Origin of the sequence: Pseudoalteromonas ulvae UL12 (assembly GCF_014925405.1) — a bacterium.
Classification (GTDB): Bacteria; Pseudomonadota; Gammaproteobacteria; order Enterobacterales; family Alteromonadaceae; genus Pseudoalteromonas; species Pseudoalteromonas ulvae.
This window is the reverse complement of the sequence record NZ_AQHJ01000023.1, coordinates 73422-99383: the sequence shown is the minus strand read 5'-3', so window position 1 is coordinate 99383 and position 25962 is coordinate 73422. Positions and strand designations below refer to the sequence as shown.

25 protein-coding genes are annotated in these 25962 nt (G+C 40.8%); 14 read left to right on the top strand and 11 right to left on the bottom strand.

The window, feature by feature from the left end:
- Positions 1-9: 9 nt before the first annotated feature.
- The 7 genes from PULV_RS03955 to PULV_RS03925 all read left to right on the top strand — a co-directional run bounded on the left by PULV_RS03955 (position 10) and on the right by PULV_RS03925 (position 8988).
- Complete coding sequence (locus tag PULV_RS03955; protein ID WP_193330975.1) at positions 10-378, top strand: DUF3019 domain-containing protein; 369 nt, start codon at positions 10-12, stop codon at positions 376-378.
- A 14-nt stretch (positions 379-392) separates the two neighbouring features.
- On the top strand, positions 393-1079 hold the full coding sequence (locus tag PULV_RS03950) for a response regulator (RefSeq protein WP_193330974.1): 687 nt from the start codon (positions 393-395) through the stop codon (positions 1077-1079).
- Positions 1080-1082: 3 nt separating this feature from the next.
- Complete coding sequence (locus PULV_RS03945; protein ID WP_193330973.1) at positions 1083-2327, top strand: sensor histidine kinase; 1245 nt, start codon at positions 1083-1085, stop codon at positions 2325-2327.
- Between the two features lie 261 nt (positions 2328-2588).
- Positions 2589-4331, top strand: coding sequence for a DUF4856 domain-containing protein (locus PULV_RS03940; protein ID WP_193330972.1), 1743 nt, complete (start codon positions 2589-2591; stop codon positions 4329-4331).
- An 87-nt stretch (positions 4332-4418) separates the two neighbouring features.
- Positions 4419-5705, top strand: coding sequence for an imelysin family protein (locus tag PULV_RS03935; protein WP_193330971.1), 1287 nt, complete (start codon positions 4419-4421; stop codon positions 5703-5705).
- Between the two features lie 9 nt (positions 5706-5714).
- Positions 5715-7910, top strand: a complete 2196-nt coding sequence (locus tag PULV_RS03930) for a TonB-dependent receptor family protein (RefSeq protein WP_193330970.1) — start codon at positions 5715-5717, stop codon at positions 7908-7910.
- 79 nt (positions 7911-7989) lie between these two features.
- Entirely contained in the window at positions 7990-8988 is a 999-nt protein-coding gene (locus PULV_RS03925; protein ID WP_193330969.1) for a sterol desaturase family protein, read from the top strand.
- Positions 8989-9011: 23 nt separating this feature from the next.
- Here the strand turns inward: PULV_RS03925 and PULV_RS03920 are convergent, their stop codons facing one another.
- The 4 genes from PULV_RS03920 to PULV_RS03905 form a co-directional block, all read right to left on the bottom strand.
- Positions 9012-10469, bottom strand: coding sequence for an aminoacyl-histidine dipeptidase (locus tag PULV_RS03920; protein ID WP_193330968.1), 1458 nt, complete (start codon positions 10467-10469; stop codon positions 9012-9014).
- A 10-nt stretch (positions 10470-10479) separates the two neighbouring features.
- Entirely contained in the window at positions 10480-10716 is a 237-nt protein-coding gene (locus PULV_RS03915; protein WP_086743207.1) for a DUF3820 family protein, read from the bottom strand.
- A 104-nt stretch (positions 10717-10820) separates the two neighbouring features.
- Positions 10821-11105 carry a hypothetical protein gene (locus PULV_RS03910; RefSeq protein WP_086742854.1) on the bottom strand — a complete coding sequence of 95 codons (285 nt, stop codon included), beginning with the start codon at positions 11103-11105 and terminating at the stop codon, positions 10821-10823.
- 331 nt (positions 11106-11436) lie between these two features.
- The gene (locus PULV_RS03905; protein WP_086742855.1) at positions 11437-13011 is read right to left on the bottom strand and encodes a cation:proton antiporter family protein; all 1575 of its coding nucleotides are present in this window, start codon (positions 13009-13011) and stop codon (positions 11437-11439) included.
- A 348-nt stretch (positions 13012-13359) separates the two neighbouring features.
- Here PULV_RS03905 and PULV_RS03900 point away from each other — a divergent pair, with 348 nt between their 5' ends.
- From PULV_RS03900 to PULV_RS03890, 3 genes are read left to right on the top strand one after another with little or no spacing between them, the layout of a single operon-like run.
- Positions 13360-14103: a sporulation protein gene (locus PULV_RS03900; RefSeq protein ID WP_086742856.1), complete on the top strand. Its 744-nt coding sequence runs from the start codon at positions 13360-13362 to the stop codon at positions 14101-14103.
- A gap of 39 nt (positions 14104-14142) precedes the next feature.
- Positions 14143-14754 (top strand): rhomboid family intramembrane serine protease, encoded by a 612-nt coding sequence (locus PULV_RS03895; RefSeq protein WP_086742857.1) that lies wholly within the window; start codon positions 14143-14145, stop codon positions 14752-14754.
- A 3-nt stretch (positions 14755-14757) separates the two neighbouring features.
- Positions 14758-15207 carry a GNAT family N-acetyltransferase gene (locus PULV_RS03890; protein ID WP_193330967.1) on the top strand — a complete coding sequence of 150 codons (450 nt, stop codon included), beginning with the start codon at positions 14758-14760 and terminating at the stop codon, positions 15205-15207.
- A gap of 83 nt (positions 15208-15290) precedes the next feature.
- On the opposite strand, the gene PULV_RS03885 is transcribed toward PULV_RS03890, so the two are convergent.
- From PULV_RS03885 to PULV_RS03860, 6 genes are all read right to left on the bottom strand, one after another.
- On the bottom strand, positions 15291-16640 hold the full coding sequence (locus PULV_RS03885) for a sodium-dependent transporter (protein ID WP_193330966.1): 1350 nt from the start codon (positions 16638-16640) through the stop codon (positions 15291-15293).
- A 210-nt stretch (positions 16641-16850) separates the two neighbouring features.
- Positions 16851-18146 (bottom strand): sensor histidine kinase, encoded by a 1296-nt coding sequence (locus tag PULV_RS03880; RefSeq protein ID WP_086742860.1) that lies wholly within the window; start codon positions 18144-18146, stop codon positions 16851-16853.
- Positions 18147-18149: 3 nt separating this feature from the next.
- Positions 18150-18857, bottom strand: a complete 708-nt coding sequence (locus tag PULV_RS03875) for a response regulator transcription factor (protein ID WP_086742861.1) — start codon at positions 18855-18857, stop codon at positions 18150-18152.
- The gene (locus PULV_RS03870; protein ID WP_086742862.1) at positions 18857-19258 is read right to left on the bottom strand and encodes a DUF3019 domain-containing protein; all 402 of its coding nucleotides are present in this window, start codon (positions 19256-19258) and stop codon (positions 18857-18859) included. The genes PULV_RS03875 and PULV_RS03870 overlap by 1 nt, the downstream gene beginning before the upstream one ends.
- A complete protein-coding gene (locus tag PULV_RS03865; RefSeq protein WP_086742863.1) occupies positions 19248-20093 on the bottom strand; it encodes a MipA/OmpV family protein in 846 nt (281 codons plus the stop codon). The genes PULV_RS03870 and PULV_RS03865 overlap by 11 nt, the downstream gene beginning before the upstream one ends.
- Positions 20094-20182: 89 nt before the next feature.
- Positions 20183-20995: a hypothetical protein gene (locus PULV_RS03860; RefSeq protein WP_086742864.1), complete on the bottom strand. Its 813-nt coding sequence runs from the start codon at positions 20993-20995 to the stop codon at positions 20183-20185.
- 176 nt (positions 20996-21171) lie between these two features.
- Between PULV_RS03860 and PULV_RS03855 the strand changes: the two genes are divergently transcribed.
- The gene (locus PULV_RS03855; protein ID WP_086742865.1) at positions 21172-22305 is read left to right on the top strand and encodes a serine hydrolase domain-containing protein; all 1134 of its coding nucleotides are present in this window, start codon (positions 21172-21174) and stop codon (positions 22303-22305) included.
- Complete coding sequence (locus PULV_RS03850) at positions 22305-22808, top strand: histidine phosphatase family protein (protein ID WP_193330965.1); 504 nt, start codon at positions 22305-22307, stop codon at positions 22806-22808. Before PULV_RS03855 ends, PULV_RS03850 begins: the two co-directional genes overlap by 1 nt.
- A 53-nt stretch (positions 22809-22861) precedes the next feature.
- On the opposite strand, the gene yhbY is transcribed toward PULV_RS03850, so the two are convergent.
- Positions 22862-23158 carry a ribosome assembly RNA-binding protein YhbY gene (gene yhbY / locus PULV_RS03845; protein WP_086742867.1) on the bottom strand — a complete coding sequence of 99 codons (297 nt, stop codon included), beginning with the start codon at positions 23156-23158 and terminating at the stop codon, positions 22862-22864.
- Positions 23159-23246: 88 nt separating this feature from the next.
- Between yhbY and rlmE the strand changes: the two genes are divergently transcribed.
- On the top strand, positions 23247-23876 hold the full coding sequence (rlmE, locus tag PULV_RS03840; protein ID WP_086742868.1) for a 23S rRNA (uridine(2552)-2'-O)-methyltransferase RlmE: 630 nt from the start codon (positions 23247-23249) through the stop codon (positions 23874-23876).
- Positions 23877-23943: 67 nt separating this feature from the next.
- Positions 23944-25890, top strand: coding sequence for an ATP-dependent zinc metalloprotease FtsH (gene ftsH, locus PULV_RS03835; RefSeq protein WP_227009346.1), 1947 nt, complete (start codon positions 23944-23946; stop codon positions 25888-25890).
- Positions 25891-25962 lie beyond the last annotated feature (72 nt).

The window sequence follows — 25962 nt, the reverse complement described above, 5'->3', positions numbered from 1 at the left end:
ACCCTGATTGTGGTTGCTGTGGTACTCAGCCTGATATGTCCAGCTTCAGAGGCCAGCACTAACCCTGAAAAATTAGTCGTGACACCCAAAATTTGTGCTGTTAATAACACCGCACCTTATTGTGATGTCAGTGTTTTTGTTCAGTTGATACAGCAGAGCAGCGATGAAGTGTGCCTGTTTGAAAACGACAAAGTCATTCAATGTTGGCAAGAACGAGAAATAAATTACCATCATAAAGCGAGCATTCAGTTTGATACCGTATATTTGTTATCAAGAACAAAGCAAGGGGTCGTGCTTGATAAAGTAAAAGCACAAGTGCAAAACAGTCAACTAAAGCCTCAAAGGCGAAGACTGCGCTCTCCTTGGAGCTTTTTTTAATAGATAGGGATCTTATGGCGCATATATTATTAGTTGAAGACGACTTAGCACTTCAACAGTTGACCAAAGAGTATTTAGTTCATAATGGCTTTTCAGTTGCGACCATCGCTAACGGTGATGATGTGATGGCTGCACTGCATAAACGTATGCCTGATTTAATTATTTTAGATGTCATGCTACCAGGAAAAGACGGTTTTACTGTGTGTCGTGAAGTGAGAGATAGATTTAACGTGCCTATTTTAATGTTAACAGCCAAAGGAGAAGATTTTGATCAGGTTGTTGGTTTAGAGTTTGGTGCGGATGATTACGTAATTAAACCTGTTGAGCCGCGGGTGTTACTTGCTCGCATTAATGCCGTATTAAGGCGTCAGCAACCAGTAAAAGTCAGTGAAGAACTAGTGTTTGGGCAATTACGCATTGATAAAACCAGTCGGCAAGTATTTTTACACCAGCAAGAAGTTATCTTAACTTCGCATGAGTTTGAATTATTATGGTTATTGGCTTCAAATGCTGGAGAAGTCCTTAACCGAGATTATGTTCATCAAAAAATGATTGGGCGCGAATACGATGGCCTAGACAGAACCGTTGATGTACGTATTTCTCGATTAAGAAAAAAATTAATCGATAATACAGCTCGCCCGTATCGAATCAAAACTGTGTGGGGGCAAGGGTATTTGTTTGTCTCAGATGCATGGGAATAATTCATGGGTAAACTGTTTGGCAGCTTATATTTATACATCATAGTGTCAGTGTTATTACTCAGTGGAGTGGTCGAAAAGTTTTGGCCTCACAAAGAAGGGGAGCAAGCACTGATGCTGCACCCCGAATTTACCCACAGTATTGCTTTATTGCTCACCTACCCAGATGGTTTACAACAAGTTCAGCAGCATTACCCCAGTGCGATTTTCCAGATTAATGAGATTGCCTTTTTGCCAGAACAGCAGGCGCAATTAGCCCGTGGCGAAGCGGTGTTGTTGTTTAATCAGCAGCAACAGGCAAGTTGGTACTTTCAACTCCCACAGCAGCAATTATTACAATTAGGCCCGATAGACATAGTGACTCCTAATTTTGATTCGAGTTGGCCATATTTAGTGATGTTGCTGTTAATCGGCTTGCCTATTGGACTCTGGAGCCTGTGGTTACTGCGAGATTTTAACAAGCTGCGCCATGCTTGCGATAATATGGTGGCCCCAGAAAGTGCAGAATTTGCCTCTGGGTATAGCTCGGCTTTGTTACCTATTACCGATGTGTTACGAGCCTTACAGAGCCGTATAAAACAGCTCTTGAGTTCGCAAAAAGAATTAACGTCAGCCGTTTCTCATGAGTTTCGCACGCCTTTAGCGCGTTTAAAGTTCGCCATTGCAATGCTAGAAGAGTACCCACTCAATGAGGAGCAATATAATTACATAGATGGCATGACCAGAGATATTAGCGAGCTCGAGGCATTGGTGACTGAAATGCTGAACTTTGCCAAGATGGATCGTGAAACCCCAGCGCTGAATTTGACTGAGGTCAATTTAACTGAGCTTGCAGGGCAAACGATGGAAAAATTACAACTTAACCACGGATTGTCTTTGCAGTTAATGCAAACTGAGTCGGTGTTTTATCGTTGTGATGCACATTTTATGACACGGGTACTGCAAAACTTAATTGGTAATGCAATAAAATATGCTCAAAGCTGTGTTCAAGTTGAGATTAATCAGCAATCTGATCATATAAAGCTTATTGTGAGTGATGATGGCTCAGGGATTAATCAGCAAGACTGGGAGCAGGTGTTTAAACCTTTTATTCGGTTAGATAAAAGTCGAGACAAACAAAAAGGTGGGTTTGGACTCGGTTTAGCAATCGTCAGCAAGATTGTTGATTGGCATCATGGGCGTCTTTATTTGCAACAAGGATCACTCAAAGGTGCCTCATTTGTGATCGAACTCCCCCTTAATGGTCACTAAGCTGAGCACAAGTTAACTAGTATTTATCTGAATTTTAAATATTTTTTAGGTTTGTTGCGTGAATTTCATTTTTCTTGACGTTTGTAAATTTTATTTCTACTTTTATTGTCAATACAAATCAAACGGTTAGCTTGATAATCCAATATTTCAATGGTTTTAACTCTAAAAAGCAAGGTAAATGATATTGATTCTCATTGGTATATCTATATAATCTGGCTCAATAAAAAGTTCTAACCAGTTATTTTATAAAAGGATAGTCAGATGATGTTACGTAAAAGCTTATTGGCCTCAGCAGTTCTTGCTGCAACGTTAGGTTTAACCGGTTGTGGTGGTTCAAGCGATAAAAAAGATCCAGTTACTCCTCCAGTCACTCCTACGAATCAAGCACCAACAGCAATCGCTTTGACTGTATCTTCTGATTTTTCTGAAGATATGTTGGGTGCAGTGGTTGGTCAATTATCTGCAACCGATGACTCAACTTCAGGTTTAGTTTTTACTACCAATGACGTTCGTTTTACGATCACTGATGGCGTATTGTCATTAAAAGAGAATTTAGCGCTTAATTTTGAAGATGCTGCGACAGTGGATGTTGAAGTTACCGTGACTGATGCCGGTGGGTTAACGTTTACAGATACATTAACAATTAATGTTGTTGATTTAGATGCGCAAAACGGTGTGAATGTGTATGAGTTTGCATCAACATTTACAGATGGTTCGTCAGTCTCTTACACAGGTCAAATTGCTCGTCACGCTTTATCGGCTGAAATTAAAGAGTACATGAGTACCGTTTCATCTGATGTCGCTAGCTATACGCCTGAACAAGTCAGTGCGCAGTTAAATGCTTTATGGGGCGATTATGCTGCCATCTCAGAATCAAACATGACTTTCTTAGGTGATTTAACTAACTTTGAGCAAAAAACATTTGCTGATATCTCTGGTTCAGGCAAAGAATTAAGCGGTAAAGTGGCTGGTAATGACGGTTCGAAAATGTATAAAGATTGGTTAGCAGCCGGCAGCTTTGTTGGTTGGTCTGATTTTGGTACTCAAGCGGCGACTCCTGAGGGTTTAATTAAGCACCTTTTAGATTTATTTGTAGCGCAAGTAGCGAAAGTTAACAGCGGTGAAGCGAATAAAGTTGTTGGTACTGACGTTGTTATTCCTGTACACATTACCCCTGAAGGCTTAGATTTAGTGCAATTGGTTCAAAAGCACACTCTCGGTGCAGTGATGTTTTCACAAGGTACTGATGATTATCTTGAAGAAGGTCTAAATTCAGACAATGTGCAAGATGGCACAAAAGCGTACACTAAACTTGCACACCAATTTGATGAAGGTTTTGGTTATTTCGGAGCGTCTCGTAATTATCTTGAATATTCAGATAAAGAAATTGCGATCAAAGGCGGCCGTGATGAATTCCAAGGTAAAAACGATATCAACAGCAATGGTACCATTGATTTAGGTGCAGAATTTGTTTGGGGTAACTCATCAAACGCGGCAAAACGTGATTTAGGTGCAACCAACCCAATCGATCTAACTGCAGAAGCAATGACTCACTTTATTGCAGGGCGTAAAATTTTAGCTGACGTGGTTGGCACGCCTTTATCTGATGAGCAAATGACGCAATTAAAAGCGCATGCTAAAGCTGCGTCATTAGGTTGGGAAAAAGCCATTGCAGCAACTGTTATTCATTATATCAATGACAGCATTGCTGATTTAGCGGTTATTAAAACGGGTGAGTTTACTGCTGATCAGTTCGCTACTTATGCAAAACATTGGGGTGAAATGAAAGGCTTTGCATTGAACTTACAATTTAGCCCATACTCACCGTTTGCTCATTCAGCGACGGCTGCGAATGCTGACTTTGTTAGTTTGCACACATTGTTTAAAGATGCACCTGTTTTAGATGCATCAGCTGTGGATGCCTATGCTGCGGATTTAATTAAAGCCCGAGATATTCTTCAAGCGGCGTATAACTTTGATGCCGACACTGTCGCTGATTGGTAATGGGTAATTAATCTATCGAAAAAAGGTTAGTACTTTCGGGTGCTAACCTTTTGTTGTAATTTATGATTCAAAACTTTAGGAATGACGATGCTGTTTTCTCGAAAAATGAAACCACTGGCTATCGCTTGTGCGCTAAGCGTTATTTTAACGGGATGTGGTGAAAGTACGTCTAGCACCAGCGGCCCAGATTTTGGTGGTAATCAACCTGATCCAGGCCAAGGTGGCACAACGTTTGATGAACGCGCACTCTTAACTAATCTTGTCGATAACGTTATTACACCGACATTTAATGCATTTCAAACTCAAAGTGAGCAAAACATTGCTGCAGTGTCGGCCTATTGTGGTTTAGAGCAGCAAGTACTCGCGGGTGAAGCTGTTGAAGCCCAGCGTGATGAAGCCTATGTTGAAGCGACACAATCGTGGCGTGATTTAGCACAAATTTGGCAACATGCGGAATTGATGCAAGTGGGTCCGCTAGTCGAAAACGACAAGCAATTGCGCAATGTCATTTATTCTTGGCCATCAAAAAGTTTATGTGGCATAGACCAAGATGTGGCGTATTTTGAAGATGGGCTTATCAATTTAGATCCAAATAAACCGTTTGATATTAAAGATCGCACGGCAAACCGTCGTGGTTTAATTAGCTTAGAGCATTTACTTTTCAACCAAAATTTAGCCCACAATTGTTCAGTGGCCAATGATGCGTTAGCCGATTGGGATATGCGCCCAGAGCAATCACGCAAAGTGGCCCGTTGCCAATTTGCAGTGGAAGTGGCCAAAGATTTACACGATAACGCCACTGTCTTAGTCAATACTTGGAATGCCGACAATGGTTATGCTAAAGCATTAAAAACAGCTGGGGAGCCTGGCAGCCAATTTGAGTCAGCCCACCTGGCGGTCAATGTGATCTCTGATGCACTTTTTTACTTAACAGAAGAAGTCAAAGACAACAAATTAGCAGTGCCATTAGGCTTAGGACAATTTACCAACTCATGTGGCAAAGTAGCTTGTCCACAAGATGTTGAATCGGGAATCGCAAATGTTTCACTGGCGTATATTAGCGCTAATATCAGCGCATTTGAGCAGCTGTTTTTAGGCCAAGGTGTCAATACAGAGAATACAACCGGTTTTGATGATTTCCTCGACCAAGAAAATGGCTCGCAGGTTAAAGAAGCGATGATTTTAGGCATTGCGAATGCCAAAGCTGCAGTGACCAATATTAATGGTGATTTACAACAAGCCTTAATCGATGAAAATGACAAGGTGGTAGACACCCATGATCAAGTTAAAGTGATTACCGATCAATTGAAAAATGATTTCATCAATAAATTAGCGCTGGAGTTACCAAAAACGTCAGCTGGCGATAACGATTAAGGGATCACAATGAAAAAATCAATACTCGCGGTCAGTATCGCAGCGTTATTTTCATCGCATTCAGTCAATGCGCAAGCTGAGGCTGCTAAAGTAAACAGCTCTGATTTAGAGCATATCCAAATTATTAGTCATCATGACAGATTACGTACCGAATCAGGCTCTGCGACTTTATTGACTGAAGTCGAATTGGAAAAATTTGAATACGATGATATCCACCGTATTTTATCGTCTGTTCCAGGTGTAAACATTCGTGAAGAAGACGGTTATGGCTTACGCCCTAACATCGGTTTTCGTGGTGTGACTCCTGAGCGCAGTAAAAAAATTACGATTCTAGAAGATGGTGTCTTAATTGGTCCAGCTCCTTATTCTGCACCAGCGGCTTATTATTTTCCGGTCACCACGCGTATGACTGCTGTAGAGGTCTTTAAAGGGCCTGCAGCAATTAAATTTGGCCCGCAGACAGTCGCAGGCACGTTAAATATGGTGACGCGTCAAGTTCCAGATATGCAAGAGGGTGGGATTGATCTGGCTACTGGACAAGATGGTTATCAAAAAGTGCATGGTTATTACGGCAATGCAGTGGATGACTTAAGCTTTTTAGTCGAAGGGGTGCATTTAGGTGCCGATGGCTTTAAAGAACTCGATGGCGGCGGCAATACGGGCTTTGATAAAAATGATCTACTTGCCAAAATTCGTTATCAATTCAATGCTGCTGGGTTTGATCAAAATATCCAACTCAAATTGTCCTATGCGGATGAAACATCTCACGAAACATACTTGGGTTTAAGTGATGATGACTTTGCTACCACGCCTTATCGTCGTTATGCGGCTACCCAACCGGCTTTGATGGAAACTGAACACCAACAAGTAATGTTTACGCATAACATGAGCAATGATCAGTTTAGTTTGACCAGCCGTATTTATCGCAACGATTATGAACGTGCTTGGTTAAAGCTGAATAAGCTCACCAATACAAATGCGACTTTGTCTGAAGTGTTGGCTGATCCGACAACTTACCAAACTGAGTTTGGTGTGATCACTGGTGCACGTGATTCTGTGGTCAGCGGCGAAACAAGTCATAATTTGATAATGGGAACTAACGATAGAGAGTACTACTCTAAGGGTGTTCAACTTGATGGTACCTGGCGATTTAACGCCTTTAACTTTGAACATAAATTGTCGTTTGGTGCTCGTTATCACGAAGATGAGATTGATCGTAAACATTTTGAACAAGTATTTTTAATGGAAGCAGGGATAAGTCAAGAAATCGCTGATAGCCGTTACGATACCACGCAAAATGTCGAACAAACTGATGCGTTAGCTGTGTATATTGAAGATGCTGTCACTATAGATAAACTCACAGTGACAGCAGGTGTTCGTGGTGAGTTTATGGATATGCATTACCATAACAAAGCCAACCTTGATGACTGGCAAAATAAAGAAACTCGTATTTGGTTGCCAGGTGTGAGTGGTTTTTATCAGTTCTCTGATTCGGCCGGCATGTTGTTTGGGGTTCATCAAGGTTTTGTGCCATCGAGCCCACAACAAGGGGATGATATTGAGTTAGAGAAGAGCGTTAATTATGAATTCGGAGGACGTTTCAATGATGGGATTACCCAGTTTGAAGTAGTGAGCTTTTTTAATGATTACAGTAATCTTAAAGAAAGTTGTTCGCAGTCTAATTGTGGCGATGATACTCAACTTGATACTGAGTTTAATGGTGGCGCTGTCAATGTGTATGGTTTAGAAACACAATTTGGCCAACGTTATCCATTAAATATGCAAATTGAAATTCCATACAGTGTTGTTTACACATACACGAAAAGTGAATTCCAAGAAGCATTTAACTCAGATTTTGCTCAATGGGGAGAGGTGAGTAAAGGTGATGAATTACCGTATTTACCGACTCACCAAGCGACCTTTAATTTGGGAATCGACAGCGATGTCTGGCGTATTAACATGGCGCTTAAATACATTAGCGCGATGAACGAAGCTGCGGGCCGTGGTGTGGCGTTATCGGGAGTAAAAACCGATGCTTCAACTGTGATTGATGTCTCAGCGAGTTATGATATTGGCCAATATGGTCGTATTTACGCCAAGGTTGATAATATTACCGATGAGGCAGATATTATCAGTCGCCGTCCTTATGGGGCGAGACCGAGTAAACCAAGACAAATTTCAATTGGGTATAAATATCAGTTCTAATTGTCTATCAACAAGGTGCTTCGGCACCTTGTTTACAATTATCAAGTTAATGGCCTGACTAAATCAAAGAGGAAACTCTGTGCTTGAAGTATTCAATAATAGTATTTTAGCCTTGCCAAGTTATTTCACCGATGCAAACAAACGTATTTTCATTGGGTATTTGGTAACAGCCTGGCTGATGGCCATACCGGTTTTTTTAGCTGCCACCTCAAACAAAGCTGAGCGAACGTTCACTCAGTTTATGAAGTTTGTTTTTCCTAAACGCGTGTGGCTCCACAACAGCGCCAAACAAGACTACGTACTTTGGCTGTTAAATAAACTACTTAAAACCTTGTTGTTTGGACCAATCGTGTTGACTATGGTGCCGGTGGCACTGTTTTTTTCAGATGGGCTTGAGTGGCTATTTGGAGCGATAACCCCATTTGCTTGGTCTAAAGCCAGTATTATAGCTGTTTTTACTTTCGCTCTATTTATTGTTGATGATCTTACGCGTTTTTTACTGCATTTAGCTTTACATAAAATCGATTTTCTTTGGCATTTTCATGCGGTGCATCACTCAGCAAAAGTGCTGACTCCTTTCACTATTTATCGCACTCACCCTGTGGAAAGTTATCTTTATGCTTGTCGAATGGCCATAGTGCAAGGCAGTGTTGTGGGAGCTGGGTATTATCTCTTTGGCGGTACATTAAGTATGTTTGATGTGCTAGGAGCCAATGTGTTTGTATTTTTATTTAACGTATTGGGTGCTAATTTACGCCACTCTCATATCTGGTTTAGTTTTGGTAATAAAGTGGAAGGGGTGTTGATTAGCCCTGCACAGCACCAAATCCATCACAGTAATAATCCTATTCACTTTGATACCAATTTAGGTTCTGCATTGGCTATTTGGGATCGGATGTGTGGCACGTTAATTAAAGCATCAGAGGTGAAAGAAATTGAAATTGGCATAGGCCAGTATGATGTCAAACACGATTCGATTGCTGAGATCTATTGGCGGCCAATCGTCAATGCGATAGGCTCTTTTAAACCAAAACGAGCAATAGATTTAAATAATTCTAAGTATAAAAAAACGCCGTAAAGGCGTTTTTTATACTGAAAAGATTAAGGTTTTGCAGGAATGGCTTTTAATACATTCACTAATAAATCAAAAAATGGTGCAACGGTATCAATTTTCACTTTTTCATCAGGTGAGTGTGGAAAGCGAATTGTTGGACCAAACGACACCATATCCCAATTAGGGTAAGCATCTTTAAATAAGCCACACTCCAAGCCTGCGTGGATGACCATGATTTTTGGTAATTCACCAAACATACTTTGATACGTTTCGCGCAATAAATCTTTGATTGGGGACTCTGCTTTGGGTTCCCAACCGGGATAAGCGCCAGTACAGATGACACTCGCCCCAGCTAACTCGAAATTAGAGGTGATCATCAATTGTGTGTTAGTTCGCGCTGAATCGATTAATGAGCGCACTAAACACATAATATTGATGTGATTAGCCTCAGTGGTGATCACGCCTAAGTTTGTCGAGGTTTCCACAACGCCTTCAACTTCATCACTCATACGGATCACACCATTAACACAGGCATTAACCGAGTTAATTAAGGCAAGTTGGCTGTGTGCACTCAACTGATCATCTGGGCGCTCACAAGGCTCTACAGAGACCCTGATGTTGGTTTCTATCGCGCTGAGTTCAGCGACGAGGGTTTGGTTAAAATCTGTTACTGCTGCTTTTAATGCAGATACAGAGTTTGTATCACATAAAATAGTTGCTTGGCTTTCTCGTGGGATGGCATTACGTAATGTGCCTCCAGAAAAGCTGTGAATCGCTAGATTTAACTCAGAAAACTGTTTTAAGAAACGTGCAAGGAGTTTATTGGCATTGGCGCGACCAGTGTGAATATCAACCCCTGAGTGACCGCCTTTCAAGCCTTTAATGCAGAGCACAAATGCCTGCTGATTTAGATTGCTTGGCTGGCGTGTAATGGGTAACGTTACATTGACGTCAATGCCGCCAGCACAGCCCATGTAGACTTCACCTTCATCTTCTGAATCGGTATTTAAAAGAATCTCGCCATCAAGCCAACCGGCCTCTAAGCCAAATGCACCTGTCATTCCGGCTTCTTCATCAATGGTTACCAGTACTTCGATTGGTCCATGAACAATATCAGTGCTTTGCAGTACCGCTAAACAGGCGCTTAGGCCAATGCCATTATCTGCACCTAAAGTGGTCCCATTCGCGGTGACCCATTCACCATCAACATAAGCTTCAATTGGGTCGGTAACAAAATCATGGACTTTATCAGCATTTTTTTGTGGCACCATATCCATATGTGCTTGAAGTACTACACCTTTTCTGTTTTCCATCCCAGCAGTGGCTGGCTTTTTAATGATTAGGTTTCCGACTTTGTCTTCTTTTACTGTTAACCCTAACTCTGTAGCAAAGCTTTGGATCCAAGCTGAAATTTGTTGCTCGTGCTTGCTTGGGTGTGGAATAGAGCAGATTTTTTCGAAAATAGTCCAAAGTGGTTGGGGTGATAATTGGCTAAGTGTGGTCAAAATAATACCTTTATGAATGATTTTTTGAACGAGGTGCTTGTTTAAGTAAGGGCATTAGCATCCCTTCAAGGCCATTGAGTTTAACTTCGTAGATGAGCGCCAACTGTTGTCCAAGTTTAGTATCAGGGAAGCCTTGTTGTTTAAACCAGACTAAATAAGGCTCAGGCAATAATAATAACGGGCGACCAGCATGTTTACCAAAAGGCATAATCGCGTTTATTGCGTCGGTTAGCGTGGCATTATCCATAATTAAACCCAAAAAGAAAAAGCCCATTATAATGGGCTTTTGAAAGAGAAAATAGACCAACGGGGCATTGTTGGTCTATTTACGAGACAGTAGGGCCTCGATATTTAGTGTAAAATAGGGCGGCCATGACGATAAAAGCCGTGCTGATTAAGTTTAGTTTTTATCGAAGGATCATCTAAGTTCATCGGGATGGGCTCGGCGCGTAAACTATGTTGCATAGGCACATGATATAAATCGAGCATCTTTTGGAACAAGGCTTCACGCAATTGCATGGGGCTTATTCCTCTGTTCTGGATAGCATCTAATTCTTGTTGTAAGCGAACAAGTAACTCTGCATTAGCATCTGCAGCGACAGCTTGGTGTTCTATATTATTGTCTTGCTTAGCCATAGGTGCTCCCCGTTACTTTAGTGTTACAAGATGTAACGAAATGGTGATTAAATTAGTTTGCGCTTAAAACAGTACCTTTTTCTTATTTTTGTGTGAAAAATAGATACTTAGCGTTATTCATTGAGGGTAAGTGTACGATGTTTGTGCAAGGAAATGCCAATTTGGATGTAAATGTTTGTAAATAGAATTTCTGTGTTGTTTCGGTTTAATTAACAAATGAAAAGCTAACTGTTTGAGAGTCAAATAAAAATAATTATCAGTACCACAAATGGGGGCTGATAATTATTTTTATAAACCGATTACTCAATATAAATCAGTGATGACCGTTTAGTTATTTTGGGGAAAAGTGTTCCTTTACATGCTCCGCAAAACCAGAACCGGCTTCAAGATAAAAGTTATAGGTTGAGTCAACGCCTAAGTCTTCGAGTTCTTTTTGTTGATCTGGGTAATTTGCGATAGCAGTAATTTGGCCAACAAACCCCGATGCTTTGATTTGCTCTAATGCAAATAAGTTTTGCACATGTTTTGGCATTGCGAGCATGACCATTTCAACATCTGAGTGATTGATCCGTTGCCAAAAATCTGGATCTGTTGCATCGGCTAAAATAGCAAAACGGCCACGTTTTAGCTGGCGTTCAACACACTCAGGGTTAATATCAACACCTGCAACTGTATCAGGATATGAATGTGCAATTGCTTCATACGCACCAGTACCGATACGGCCCATACCAAAAATAAGGATTTTAGTTTTATTTAAGTTTACCGGCATTTCTTCAGCTAAGCGTTTATCGGACTCAAATTTAAACAACCAGTTTTCGAGTTTGACATATATGTCATTAGCACGGTTATTTAAAGGTGACGCAATAATGAAAGTAAGAGAGACAGATATTGCCACTACAGCAAGCCATTCTGGGGTTAACCATTGGTTTGTCGCTGCCACTGCACATACGATGAGGCCAAATTCACTGAAATTTGCAAGGGTGAATGCACCTAATAATGACGTGCGGGCACGTAAATGAAATAAGTTTGTAAGTACATAATAAAGTGCCACTTTGACTGGTAACACTAATACAATTAATAAAGCGACGACAAATGCTTGTGAGGTGAGCTGAGCGTTTAGACCGATACTTAAGAAAAAACCAACCAGCAGCAAATCTTTAAAACTCATTAATGACTTTGCAAGCTCGCCTGCTTTTTTATGTGAAGCCAGTAACATACCAATGATCAGTGCACCTAAATCTCCTTTTAGGCCTGCAAATTCAAATGCGTGATAACCAACTACGAGTGCAAAGAAAAAACCAAAAAGAGGGAGTACTTCACCATGTTTAGATCGTGCGAGCACCCAAAAGAACACAGGCCGTACAAATAAAAGCGCGACAATTAGGGCAATCGCCCATAAGTTAGGTGTTTTTCCTGTACTTACAGCTAAAAACAAGACAGCAAAAATGTCTTGCATAACTAAAATACCGATCGCAATTTTACCATGCAAACTGGCCATTTCACCGCGCTCTTCGAGCACTTTTACGGCAAATACAGTACTTGAAAAGCTAAAAGCAAAGCCCAAAATAAGGGCAGATTCAGCTGAAAGGTCAATAAATAACGGTAAGCCAAAATAACCTAACGCTAGTAAGAATCCTGAAAAGAGTGCACTGCTGATCACGATGTGAAGCGAAGCGGGTGCCCACACTTGCAGTTTAGTTAGGTTTTCGACTTTGAGTTTCAAACCAATACTGAACAGTAAAAGAGTCACGCCCAACGCCGCGATGGTTTCGAGCGTAGGTGTGCTTTCGTAGCCAGCTAAATTGAGGATGAAACCCGCAGCGAGAAAGCCAATTAATGGTGGAAGTTTTAGTTGTAAAATAATGAATCCGCATACAAATGCGGTTGCAAAGAAGATTAGTTCCATATCACTGTTTTTTGATTACTTTTTTTTAGTTTACATAACAATTTAATACTTTGTTAGCGAAGATTAAAAATAGTCACTATTGCTGTAGGTTATATAACATCTAACAGGATGTAGGGGTTTGGTATTTTATAAAATGATCTAACAATGATACTGAAAAGTGTCTGTTTGTTGTTGATCAAAGCCTTCATCTGTTTGCATCACAGGGGATAGATTTAAAAAATGGGCCTTTTTAGCTTATTTAGTCACCTATTGTCTTAAAATAAACTTTAATTTACATAATTTTCACTGACAAGGCGCAAAAAATATGGTTATTATGCAAATCAAAGGATGACATAACAGGAGTACACTATGTTTAAAAAGATCCTCGCATCTATAGGGGTAGGTGCTGCCAAAGTTGATACCGTATTACAAACAGAGCACTTGCATCCAGGGCAAAAGTTTAGTGCAGAAATCATTATTTATGGTGGTGACGTCGAGCAAGAAATTACCGGTTTAGAGCTTTCATTGATGACTAAAGTGAAGGTTGAAAGTGAGGAAGGTGATTACTTTGCAAACCATGTGATTGATAAGTGGAAAATTGTAGATAAATGCACAGTTGCGCCAGGGGAAGAAAAACGCATTCCTTTTGAGGCTCGTTTACATTCAGAGACACCGATCACAGAAATCAATTCAGGCTTAAATCAATGCCAGGTATGGTTAGCGACAGGTTTAAACATTGATATGGCGCTTGATCCGACCGATAAAGATCCTATCTATGTCTACCCAAATGAAGCCGTACGTACCTTTATGCAAGCGATGGAGCGTTTAGGCTTTAATTTAGTTAAATCAGATGTCGAAAAAGGGTTTTTAACCGCGCCAAGTTTTCACTCTACATCAGGTTGTTATCAAGAAATAGAATATCGCCCAACAGGGATCAGTGTCTTTGGCATTCGAGAAGTCGAGTTATCATTTGTACCAGAAATGCATAAAACACATGTGTTGATAGAACTCGATCGCGCATTTAGAGGTGACGGTTATGTTGACCTTACCATTGAACACGATCAAGTCAATTTATCTAAGTTGTGCGATCAACTCGAACGTTTACTTAAATAATATAGGGTGCAGCCGCACCCTATTTTGTTGAAGGTTTTTATGACAAAACCGCAATTCACCTTTATCCCTTTTATTAGTTTTGTCTGCGTTACGCTGATCAGTATTCACATTATGAATATTTTGCTCGCCATGCAGTTAAATCAATTCGGTATTTTACCTCGTCACATTGATGGACTTATTGGTATTATTGCCCATCCATTTTTGCATGCTAATTGGCAACATTTGCTGCAAAATCTGGTGTCGTTTAGTATTTTGGTCGCTCTAGCTTGGCCTTTAAAATCAGCTCGGGTCCCTTGGGTGATAGTCTTTACTGCATTGGGTGAAGGGCTGTTAGTGTGGCTGTTTGCAAGGGAGTCATTCCATATCGGCTTAAGTGGTGTGGTGTATGGCTTATGGGCTTATATTTTAGTGTTTGCGGTGTCTTTTCGTAGCATCAAAGCGATACTTATCGCCATTGTAGTGATGTTTCTGTATGCCTCATTTATTTGGGGGTTATTACCTGTTATTCCTGGTATGAGCTTCGAAACCCATCTGTTTGGTGCGCTGATGGGGGGGGGACTCGCCCGTTATTTTGCTAAGAAAGACAAACAAGCATTATTGAAAAATGATTTACGCTACCAGACTGAGCAAGCGTTAAAAGGTAAACCTTAATGTATGAAATTAAAAAAAAAGTTTGAAGAACTCACTTCTATAGAGCTCTATGAATTACTTAAATTGCGTGTTGATGTTTTTGTGGTTGAGCAACAATGTGCTTATCCTGAATTAGATGACAAAGATTGTGATCGTGATACACATCATATTTTAATGTATGAACAAAACCAGTTAGTGGCTTACGCCCGTTGCTTAGCGCCAAATTCAACTTTTACTGATGCCTGTGCAATTGGTAGGGTGGTTGTCGCAAAACAAGCGCGTGGGAAGGGCTTGGCAAATGCATTAATGACGCAAGCCATGCAGGCTTGTCTAGACCGATGGCCACAAAGCGATTTAAAAATTTCGGCACAAAGCTATCTATTAGGGTTTTACAGTCAATTAGGTTTTAAGGTGTGTTCTGAGCCTTATTTAGAAGATGGCTTGCCACATCAAGATATGAAGTTAGTAAAGTAAGATCAACAACCCCTAGTGTGCAGAGATTGAAAAAGGCGCTTAAGCGCCTTTTTCAATCTCTAATTAGAGTTCGGTTGTGTTGATTAAATAATAGAGTTAACAAACACTAAACCAATACATAGTGGGCAGACGTAGCGAATATACCAAGGCCAGATCTTCCAAAATATAGTATGTTCAGTGTGTTCATTTCCTTGTTTTATTTCATTTAACAAGCCGCCACGATTCCAAAACCAACCAGCAAAAATACAGCACATTAACCCTAGTAATGGTTGACCGTACTGAGTGGTTAACGTGATAACAAAGCCAAATAATGCAGCAAAATTAAAGACAATCGTAAAACTGGTCAGTGCAATAATGCCACCAATGGTCCAAGTTGCCTGTAATCGATTCATACCAAACTTTTCAACCGTGTAAGATACAGGTGCTTCAAGCATTGAAATAGATGAAGTGAGGGCTGCAATACTCATCAACGCAAAAAATGCAAAACTGATTAATAAACCAATACTTCCCATGCTTTCAAATAATGCCGGTAAGACCTGAAAAACAAGGGTATCTTCTGAGAGCAACGCACCCGTGTCAGAGAAAATTTGCACCCCTTGTGCTTGAGCAACGTACATCGCAGGAATAATTAACAGACCAGCCACAAAAGCAATGAACACATCAATCAGGGTCACATAGGCGCCCAGTGAGACTAAGTTTTCTTTTTTACTTATGTATGAGCCATAAATAATCATTACACTGGTACCAAGAGATAACGAAAAGAATGCTTGCCCTAATGCACTTACCAGGAGATCGGCTTCAAAAATACGCGAAAAATCAGGAACTAAATAGGCTTTAAGCCCTGTCATTGCCCCTTCTTGAGTCAATACATAAGCAATCAACGAAAATAAGATAATCAACAAAGCAGGCATTAAGCGCTTTGACCATTTTTCTATGCCGTTTTCGACCCCGCGACTGATAATCGCCACGGTTAGAATAATAAAACCCGCAGTAAAGAGTAAATCACGGCTTAAAGATTGGCTGGTCAGCCAAGTTGCGGCTTCTGCTTGTCCTGCAAATGTTGCAATCGGCTCAATGGTGGCACTCATCATCCAGCCTGCAACAATGGCGTAAAAGCTTAAAATGAGCGCTGCACACACGATGCCGCCAAAGCCAACAGTAAAGGCCGCTTTATGTCCAAAGCCTGGCTTAGAGATTTTGCGCAACGCGCTGACTGCATTAGCTTGACCATGACGGCCGACAACCAGTTCAGCCATAAGTGCGGGGTAGGCAAGGCAAAAAGCTAATACTAAATATGCAAGTACAAATGCAGCACCCCCGTTTGATGCTGTTTGTGTGGGGAAGCCCCAAATATTTCCAAGACCTACAGCAGAGCCTGCTGCGGCCATAATAAAACCAAATCGGGAACTGAATTCCCCTCGGATAGCGCTCATAGTTTCTTCATTCTCATTTTTATAACGGCGGTCACAATCTACTTGAATTAACTTTAAATAAAAAGGGCTATTTGGTTGATTCAGCTCAATTAAGATTGTTCAAAAATAAGGTAAGTGGCATACAGGTTGTAAGCAAATGAGCACAGTTACCTAACATATTGATAACAAGACGGCTTTATTGCTTATTTATCAACTCATCCGTCAGTATTTTCATACGGGCGTCCGTGGACACTTTAATGGTAGGGCGATAGTAAAGCGGGCACCCTGTAATAAATCGGATTGGTCAACACTAATTGAACCAAAGTGCCAATCTATCACTTTAGCGGCGATGGCCAAGCCCAAGCCATAACTTTTATCGCTACGATTACGGTGGTTTTGCTCTTTAAAAAAAGGTTCAAATACGTGTTGCCAGTTATCTTTGGCGATCCCTGGGCCATCGTCTTCAATATAAATAAATGTAAAACGGTCGGTCTGTTTTGCACTGAGCCTAAGTTGGCTTTGGGCAAAATCACAACCATTCGAAAGTAAATTGACGATAGCTCGGCCAAGCCAATGTAGATCAGCTTGAATTGTGATTGCCTCACAGTCGAGAGTCAGTTGGATGTGCTTATTTTGTAATTGAGGACTAATTTGTTGCTTTAATTTGATAAAATATTCATTTAAGTCAATAGGGTGGAAGTTGATTTGGTAAGATTTTTTTTCCAAGCTAGCAAATTCAAGATAAGTCTTCAGCATGCATTCCATATGATCAAGGTCAGCTTCCATCCGTTGCAGGTATTCATTCTTTTTATTGATATCCGGGCAGTCTAAGGCTGCATCTAATCCAAAACGCAAACAAGCAACCGGGGTTCTTATATCGTGTGATAAGCTTGATGCAAGCAGCTTGTTTTCTTCCATCAGTTTTTGTATCTGCGCTGCCATGCGATTAAATGCGACCTCGACATCTGTGATGTAGGTGAATTTACTCAATTTGATTCGTGCAGATAAGTCACCACTGGCAAATTGCTGAGATGTTTTATAAAGCAAGCTTAAGCGCTTAGTCAATGGAGATAACCACAACCACATCAACAGGCATACTCCTAAGTAAAATGACAAGGTGAGGAGTAAATCTAGTCGGCGAGTTTTTGCATCCGGCTTAGTTAAGCGTAGTTCTAGGTGAGAATCGACAAATTTGGGGTGAGATTTTAATAAATAAAAACCTATCTCATCTTCGAGCATTAAGCCACCCGGAATGGTCAGCTCATCGAGTAAGCTTTGGTGTAAAGCTAAGTCACGGTTTTGATTGTATGTCAGGTTTTGACTAAAATGTTGTGCGAGTAACACAGTTGCAGCTTGTTTATCTGGGCTGAGCGCGACTTGTTCAGCAAAACCATCAAGTAATTTTTTCTCTACAATAAACTCATCAATGTGGCTGACTTCAATTTGACTAAACGTATCGATTAACCAACCCAGTGCGAATAATGAGATAAACGCACTGAGCAACAGTGAGATATACAGCTTTTTCATCGTTTACCAAGCAGCCGAAACGAGTAAATAACCTTGACCCCAAATGGTTTTAATTTTTTGCGGATTTTGTGGATCATCAGCAAATTTTTTCCGTAATGCTGAGATTAACACATCGACACTGCGATCTAAGCCATCGTATTCTCGGCCCTTGGTTGCCATAAACACTGCATCACGGTCGACGATTTTGTCCGCATTCTTTGCTAGAAAGTACAGCAGTGAATACTCGGCGTTTGATAATGTGATGTTATTGGCGCCTAAGCTGACATTACGTGAACGTACATCGATGGTTAAGTGGCCGACATTTAATTCACTTTCTGGCTCAGCTGGGGTATCGGAGTTTGGTTGAGCTGCACGCAATGCTGATTTAATTCTGGCTAATAAAGCGCGCGGCCTTACCGGTTTGATGATGTAATCGGTCGCACCAACCTCAAGGCCAATGACTTCGTCGACTTCTTCACCTTTGGCGGTAAGTAAAATAATTGGCTGTTGATAAAAGCTCCGTAATTCCCGACAGACACTAATACCATCCATGCCCGGCAGCATAATATCGAGCAAAATTAAGGCTGGATCATGTTGCTTCACCAGTCGCTGAACATAGTCTCCACGGTGGCATAAGATGACGTGAAAGCCTTGTTCAGTCAGGTATTCACTGACCCATTGAGCCAAAGAAAGGTCATCTTCAACGAGTAAAATTTTACCGTAATTTTCCATTAAAAAAGCCTCCAACGTCTCTTTTTTTGTTTATTGGTATAGACCCAATTGACGAGCACTTGAGTTTGACCCAGTACTTGCCCTGTTTGTGTATTGATTAATTCAAACTGCAAGGTTTGATCAGAATTAAATTCATAGGCATATTGCCCTGTTTGCTTGGCAAGCCAACATTGAATAATTTTTTTAGTCGCTTGGTTGCGTAAGCAGTAGTCGCCAACTTTGTTTTGCGCCCAATCTAACGTCACCACCGCATAACAGGCGCTGCCTTCACGCAGTGCTACACATTTATTAGGAGAAGCTTGCAATGTTAAATCAACAGGCTCGGTGTGGCGCTTTTCTTTGGCTTGGACAGCGGGAGCGCCTCCAAACAGCAGTATTACTAAGAGTAATCTAAAATACATAGCGCACGCCTACCTTGGCTTTATGCTGATAATCCTGAGAGACGATAGGGCTATCGTTAATTGATTGTGAGAACCAGGTTGATAACCAACCGGCTAAAAAGACCCAATTTTCATTGATAGGGTATTCTGCATGAAACTCAGTCAGGACATTTACGCCTGAGCTGCCCACATAGATTGGTCGGCCATTAATGGCTTCATCAGCGGAAATGCCAAAATAATAATCAACAAAATCAGATGAGTAGTAATTTAGTCCCACCCCTGCACGAAACTCCCAGTTTCGATAAGTCTGGATGTGGCTGACAAAGCTGTTAACTATGATACCGCTGTGACTGCCTGATATATCCTTTAAAATTTCCAATGAAAATTGAGACTCATTTAAGCGTCGAGTCAGGCGAAGACCCACATCGAAATCGTATTCACGGACTTTAATTCCAGCTAACTCTTCAACAATGCTGTCTTCGTTGTAGTAGGTGCCATATTGATCGAAACCATCTTGGACATTAGTGCCAATAATATCGAGATCCCACTCATATTTATTGATTAAACTATAGCCAATTGTAAAATTACCGCTGAGCTGGCTGTTATCCGCATCAAAATAAAACTTATCATATGACATGGCTAAATTGATATTGAACTCAATGCCGTCGTTATATGGATCAACCCCAGCTAGGTAAGTATCAGCAACGTAATACCCTAATCCTAAACTCCAATCCCAAGCAAACCCTTCTGTAGGTTCAAGTGCGTTGTCCGCATAGTAACGGTTACTTGCGTTTGCAGCAGGCAAGTACACAAGACTTAATAAAAGCAGCCCTTTGAACAGGTGTTTAGTTAGCATTGGGATCCTTATTGTTTTGCTCGTTATTCGCTATCAGTGTAATTATATTGTGATTAGATGTACCAAAGCTGTAAAAAAATGTACAAAGTTTAAATGACATTTAATTTGCTGATTAGCTCACTAATCAAAAAACGTTGTAGCGGTATATTTAATGATTGCACTTCTTCTTCATTACAACGACCAGAGATTTTATCATTTTTGGTCGCTTTTTGTTCAAGCTTATATTTAGGAATGGTGACGGGTTGGTGCGCGCGCTTTATTCGGGCTTCGTCAGTATTGTGCTCTTCAATAAAGGCTTGAATACTGTGTTGATTAGTAATGGTTTCTTGAAGGATAATTTTGTGTGTAAGTATGTGCTCACCTAAAGTGGTTGTGTCAGCGCGAGCTTTTGCAAACCAGACAATATCGCCACTTTTTAAATGAGTCAGGCGAAAACCAATATTTCCCTTTAATGTCGCACAGTGCTTGACTGGATTATTGTCCATTTCTTGTTGTATGAAAGGTTGTTTAGTGGGCTGTACTTGGAGTTTAAAATCGGTTGTGTTGCCGGGTAATAATTCCATTTTAGTAAGAGTTAACTTGTAATCAGCTTGAGCTGAATGAATGAGGGTTAGGCCTATTTCATTGAGTTTTGTTGCCAGTAACTGCGCAAGTTCGCTGTCACTGTGGATGTTTTTATCAGCGAGCATTACGGTTTGCCCATTTTTAAGCGGATGAGCTGGCAGCTGAACTGATTTTATCTGGAGGGGAGCCATCGGAGCTTCATAGTGTAAAATAGCCGTATGAGTTTGTAGTTTTGGCTCTTTAGGTCGCTCTAATAAAGGTGCTGGTTCAGTTAATAATTGACATCCTTGCAATACAATCAGAAATAAGAAGATAAGGAAGAGGGAGACATGTCGCATACAGAGAACCCAAATTGTTAATCAGTATAATTTTGCGCAAATCGTACCATAAATAGATCTAAAACCATAAAATTGTCTCTTATAAAATCCACGGCAGGTGATTACCCCTTCGCTTAACTCATGATAAAATAACCGAATAGCCGGTGATATTCAGTGGCGAAATTTTTGGAGTGATAATGCCACGTTTTATTGGGTGTGTGGTGATGTTGTTTTTGAGTCTCAACCTCAATGCAAAGCCACAAGATTGGAATCAACTAGTTGATTCTTATGTTAAAGAGCTAGATACAAAATTAAAATCAAAAAAAATACCAGGGGCTGCGGTTGCGATTGTGAAAACGGATCACAGCTCAGTTGCAATGGGATTTGGTGTCACAAAGGCTAAAAAGGGGCATCCGGTCACTGCAAATACTCGCTTTCGTTTAGCTTCAGTATCGAAAACGTTTGCGGGTTCTTTAGCGGCAAAATTGGCGAGTGAAGGGGCTTTTGCACTCAATGATCCTGTTGCTAAATATCACCCTCAATTTCATTACGAAGGTTACGATAAAAAACTGCGCTTGTACCATTTACTCAGTCATTCAGGAGGCCTAGTCCCCAATGCTTACGATAACCTGATAGAGTCAAGGATGCAGTATGATGCCATAGTTGAAAAGTTAGCGCAGGTTAAGCCTATGTGCTCACCTGGGGTGTGTTATGGCTATCAAAATGTCATGTTTAGCTTGATTGGAGATATAACCAAGAAAAGTACCGGTTTAAGTTATGAAACATGGCTACAAGAGTTCTTTTTTAAACCACTCAACATGCATAACGCCAGTGTGGGTTATGACGAGATGGTGAAAGATGAGAATTATGCGCTGCCGCATGTTCGTGCTCGAAAACGTTGGTACACAGCTAAGTTGAAAAAAGATTATTATAAAGTAGCCCCTGCTGCTGGTGTCAATGCCAGTGCATCCGATATGGTGCAGTGGTTAAAAGCTCAGCTTGGACAATATCCCGATGTATTGAATGAAAGTGCGCTCAGCAAACAAGTCAAGCCTTATACTAAAACAAAAAAAGAACTGAAACGTCGAGTTTGGCGTAAACGCCTTAAAGAAGCGAGCTATGGACTTGGCTGGCGGATTTATGATTATGATGGTGAGTCTTTGTATTACCATAGTGGCTGGGTACAAGGATATCGCGCTGATATTGTGATCTTTCCTAAACGCTCTATTGGCTTTAGTTTAATGATTAATGCAGAAGCAGGCGTCATTAATGAATTAACGACCGATTTTATCAATCGAGTCGTGGATAACGAAAAACAACAGGGGTCATAATGAAAAAAAGTGTTTTATTGATGAGTGTATTAATCCAACTATTGATTAGTCATGTCGCGTTAGCTAAACCAGAGACTATTACGCTGTTACGCCATAGTGAAAAGCTCACCGGCAGTAACCCATCGCTTAGTGATATAGGTCAAAAAAGAGCGCAGAGTTTAATTGATGAGTTGTCATCAAAAGCCGTGACACACATTTTTAGTACTCGTTATCACCGCACAGAGCAAACGGCAGCACCGCTTGCTTTGGCAAGAAACCTGACTGTTCGCAGTTATGATCCTCGAGAGTTAACTACGTTTGCAGAGCAGTTATTAGCAATGGATGGGCATATCGTTGTTGTTGGTCACAGTAATACAACTCCAAAACTAGCCAGTTATTTAGCTGATTATCCAGCTGACAATTGGTCTGAAAGTGAGTTTAATACTTATGTTGAATTGGTGAGTGTCAAAGATGGCTTTAAAGCCAGCGAAAAACAGATGGAGTTTGGACAAACACAGCCATAAAAGAAGCCAGCGGATGCTGGCTTTTTTATAAAACACAAATGACGAAAAATTATCTATCTGCGTGGCAGTTCGATTTTTTTGTCGTCTGATTGGCGGAATAATACAATTATATGGCCAATTGTTTGTAATTTAATTGCACCCGTTTCACGAACAATGGCTTCAAAAATTAAATTTTTGGTTTCACGATCTTCAGTCGGTACTTTAACTTTAATTAATTCATGAATATCGAGGGCGTTGGAAATTTCGACCACTACGCCTTCAGTTAATCCATTACTTCCTAGTAAAACCACAGGCTTACGGCTGTGTGCTAGGCCTTTTAAAAACTGTTTTTGCTTGTTTGATAATGTCATGTTGTTACAAATTTCGTTGGATAAAGCTTGAATTATCGGTATTCTAACGCCATCTAGAGAATAATACTAATTAGTTGAGTGTAAATTCATGACAAAAAAAAAGCACACATCCAGTTCTAAGCGCTGGTTGATGGAGCATTTTGACGATCATTATGTACAAGAAGCCCAAAAGAGAGGGCTACGCTCACGTGCAATGTTTAAATTAGAAGAGTTGCAAAATAAAGATAAATTGATCAAAGACGGTATGACTGTGGTTGATTTAGGCGCAGCTCCCGGTAGTTGGTCGCAATACGTTGCTGAGCTTATCGGTTTTAACGGTAAAGTGATCGCGTGTGATATTCTGCCCATGGATCCCCTGGCCGGCGTGGAATTTTTGCAAGGCGATTTTCGTGAAGAAAGTGTGCTAAATGCACTTCTTAATCGTATAGGTGGTAAAAATGTAGATGTGGTGCTTTCTGATATGGCACCTAACATGAGCGGTCATTTATCAGTAGATCAAGCTGGCAGTATGTATCTTGTTGAATTAGCATTAGACATGTGCCACCAAGTTCTTAAGAAAAATGGCAGTTTTGCAGTTAAAGTTTTCCAAGGAGAAGGGTTTGATCAATATGTTAAGGACGTGCGGTCGAGTTTTAATTCGGTCAAGATACGCAAACCAGATTCTTCACGTGCGCGTTCAAGAGAAGTGTATATAGTAGCTACAGGGTACAAACTGTAGTACATTAGGTCAGGAATTCCTGAAACTTTTAATTAATTGAAAACAAGAGGTTAACCCCTTGAGTGATATGGCTAAAAATCTCATACTCTGGTTAGTAATCGCCGTCGTATTAATGTCGGTCTTTCAGAGCTTTAATCCGGGCGATGCAAGCGACCGTAATACAAGTTATTCGCAATTCATCAATGATGTACGCAGTGGTGCGATCCGTGAAGTCAGAATGGATCAAGGCACAGGTCAAGTAAGTGGTATTAAAAACAGTGGTGAGCGTTTTACCACGATTATGCCTATGTATGACGGCGACTTGATGAATGATCTTCTTAAAAATGGTGTCAATGTGGTGGGCAAACCACCTGAAGAACAATCAATTTTAGCCACTATTTTTATTTCGTGGTTCCCAATGTTACTGCTTATTGGTGTATGGATTTTCTTCATGCGTCAAATGCAAGGCGGCGGTGGCAAAGGCGCGATGTCCTTTGGTAAAAGTAAAGCTCGCTTAATGAGTGAAGATCAAGTCAAAACAACGTTCGCAGATGTCGCAGGTTGTGATGAAGCGAAAGAAGATGTCACTGAACTGGTTGATTTTTTACGCGATCCATCAAAGTTTCAAAAACTTGGTGGCAGCATTCCAAAAGGCGTGTTGATGGTCGGCCCTCCTGGTACAGGTAAAACATTGCTTGCTAAAGCGGTAGCCGGTGAAGCGAAAGTGCCATTTTTCACTATTTCTGGTTCTGATTTTGTTGAAATGTTTGTGGGTGTGGGTGCATCGCGTGTTCGTGATATGTTCGAACAAGCTAAAAAAGCAGCGCCTTGTATCATTTTTATTGATGAAATCGATGCTGTAGGTCGCCAACGTGGCGCTGGTATGGGTGGTGGTCACGATGAGCGTGAACAAACACTTAACCAAATGTTAGTTGAAATGGATGGCTTTGAAGGCAATGAAGGGATTATCGTGATTGCTGCGACTAACCGTCCAGATGTACTTGATCCTGCCTTACTTCGTCCTGGACGTTTTGACCGCCAAGTTGTTGTAGGCCTTCCAGATATTCGTGGAAGAGAGCAAATCTTAAAAGTGCACATGCGTAAAGTGCCATTAGCTGATGATGTTAAAGCATCTGTTATCGCGCGCGGTACACCTGGTTTTTCTGGTGCGGATTTAGCTAACTTAGTTAATGAAGCTGCACTTTATGCTGCACGCGGTAATAAACGTGTGGTTAGCATGGCAGAATTTGATGCCGCTAAAGATAAAATCATGATGGGTGCTGAGCGCAAGTCCATGGTGATGAGCGAGCAAGAAAAAGAAATGACAGCGTATCATGAAGCAGGTCACGCGATTGTTGGCCGCATGGTACCTGAGCATGATCCGGTTTATAAAGTGTCAATCATTCCACGCGGAAGAGCGTTAGGTGTGACCATGTACTTGCCAGAGCAAGATCGTGTCAGCCATTCTAAACAACACTTAGAGTCAATGATTTCAAGCTTGTATGGTGGTCGAATTGCTGAAGCGTTAATTTATGGCTTTGAAAAAGTGACAACCGGTGCGAGCAATGATATTGAACGCGCAACTGAAATCTCACGTAAAATGGTCACTCAATGGGGATTAAGTGAAAAATTAGGCCCACTTCTTTATGCTGAAGAAGAAGGTGAAGTATTCATGGGGCGCAGTTCAGCGCGAGCTAAGAGTATGTCTAATGAAACAGCTAAAATCATTGATGCAGAAGTTCGTGAACTCTCAGATCGTAACTACTTACGTGCAGAGCAAATACTAAAAGATAACATCGATATTCTTCATACTATGAAAGATGCATTGATGAAATACGAAACAATTGACGCAAAACAAATTGATGATTTGATGGCGCGAAGAGAAGTTCGTCCACCGACTGATGCTCACGATAATCACTTTAAAAGCAAAGATATCAAAGAAGATGTTGTTGCCGATGAAGTAGAAGAGCAAGTTGTGGAGCCTGCAGAGGCCGAGAAAAAACCGACAACAAAGCTTGATGATCAAGAGCAATAAGCGGTAAAATCTCAATCATAAAACCCCGAACTTTCGGGGTTTTTTAATATTTAAATCTTCGTTGCACAGCAA